The following is a 1,955-nucleotide window of genomic DNA, read 5'->3' as shown; positions in this document are numbered from 1 at the left end:
TGAATATAAGGAAATATTATTTCTTCTCAAGGGGAGATTGGATATGGCGTTTAGCGTTCCGCACAACGCGCGTTTCGGCCAAGAGCCGACATGAAAAACGCTACGCGACATGAAAAGCGTTTCGCTTCGCGACATGAAACGCGGCTCTGTTAAGAGCGAGAAACCTCGCCATCCCATCCTTCGGAATGCTCCGCAAACGACCGCTCTCTTGGTCGATTGGATATGCCGTTAGCGTTAGCGGCTCTGCAAGAGCGGGAGACCTCGGCATCCCATCCTAACGGACTGCTCCGCAAACGACCGCTTTTTCCTCTTGAAAGAGGAGGCTTTAAACCTGAATTATTTAATTAATAATTAATAATTATTCGGTAAAATATTTTGGCATGATATCAGTTTGATAAATGTTTGCTACTTAATGTCAGAGTATGGAGTTAGTAGAAATAGAATTAATTTTTTGTGTAGAGCTTATATTTTGTCATAATTCAGCGTTTATCTTGATTAGATTGGAAAAATTTTTGAGGATATTTTATTATTTTTCTTCCGGCTTAATCAGGAAATAAAATCTAGTTAAATAGCCAGAATTATAATGAACTATTTTTGATAGTCTATGGCTAATTTAACTAGAATGGAGTAATACAGATATTACTGAAATTTTTATTGAAAATCTGTTTAAGTTAGGTCTATTTTTTTGACCTGCAACTGTTGAGATAATCAACTTATATTCAAATGTTAATTCATAATTTTCTCTTGTTAGGGTTTTTGTTGAGAAATTCCTTATTTCTTATTCACATATATTCCCAGAGCTATCCCAAAAAAATGATGGTGTGCATTGTAATTATATTGGTAACGGGAAAGGTGGGAGTATCTAGCTCCCTTGCTAGCATTGCTCATCCCATCTACTAATTACACAAAGAAAACTACCAAAATCTTTCCTAAATCTCTAGTGAATATAAAAATAACTAATTGTTAAACAGAGAATAAAGATTTTGAATTTTCTCTTACTTCTAAATAAGAATTATACCCCACGCTTTAAAGCAAGTTCTACTTGTCTAAACTCTTGTTCTAAACGTTTCTTCAATTTTTCAGGCACAGGACGATTTGGATAAGAACTATAATGTCCTGCTAAAGAGTTTAGAGCAGTTCGCATAGTAGTAAATGAAGGTAAATTAGCCACAGAATCATTTCTTCTGTAGACAGAGGCATAATCATTAATTATTTGACGTGCTATTGCTTGAGCTTCACTCTTAGCTTCTGTATTTTCTGGTAATTCAATAGCTGTTCTTAAGCTGCTGATTAAGCTTAATGTATCTTCTGAATAATTTCCACTTAAAGTTGAGGGATTATTAGAACAACCCATCAAACCCATAACACAAACTAAAACTAAGGCTAGTAGACGAGAAATAAAACGTTTCATGGAACTTTCTGTATTTACTATGGTATCTAAGACCGTTTCACTGAAGTCAGAAGTCAGAAGTTAGAAGTCAGAAGTTAGAAGTTGGATTTCATAGACTAAAAACCTTGACAATACAATAGTTTCAGCCAATTATTTGAAATTTAAAGTTTGAAACTATATGTGACATCCTTAAAGTGAATTGGTATAACTTATATGAATTATCTCATAGTTTGGCTGAACTTGGGATTCTATAACGTTTGATAACTGAAATGACCCTAAAGTAATTTCAAGTAATTATTCCACAACCTAGAATGTGAAACTATTTGCAATTTATGGAAAGTGAAATACTATAGTGTACTTGAGATTTTCCATACTATAATTCTTTCTTTTTGTCAAACATTAGAACTCTGGCAAAAATAACCAAGTAATTCTTCGCATATTATAGACTTGTCAATTATTAATTAGCGCTTGCTGATTAATTATGAAAGTATTCACAGATAAAGACTTTAGGATTTTTTAGCCCTTAAAAAGTACCAGCTTTTTGGTGGATAGAGCTGCAAAAAGT

General features: G+C 33.6%; 1 protein-coding gene. It reads right to left on the bottom strand.

Going from position 1 to position 1,955, the window contains the following annotated elements; genetic code table 11:
* Positions 1-1,012 precede the first annotated feature (1,012 nt).
* A complete protein-coding gene (gene psb27 / locus ACP6PL_RS02830; protein WP_426542322.1) occupies positions 1,013-1,411 on the bottom strand; it encodes a photosystem II protein Psb27 in 399 nt (132 codons plus the stop codon).
* Positions 1,412-1,955: the final 544 nt, after the last annotated feature.

Origin of the sequence: Dapis purpurea BLCC-M126, assembly GCF_050015975.1 — a bacterium.
Classification (GTDB): domain Bacteria; phylum Cyanobacteriota; class Cyanobacteriia; order Cyanobacteriales; family Microcoleaceae; genus Trichodesmium.
The sequence above is the reverse complement of the archived record's forward strand: the minus strand, read 5'-3'. Positions and strand labels throughout refer to the sequence as shown.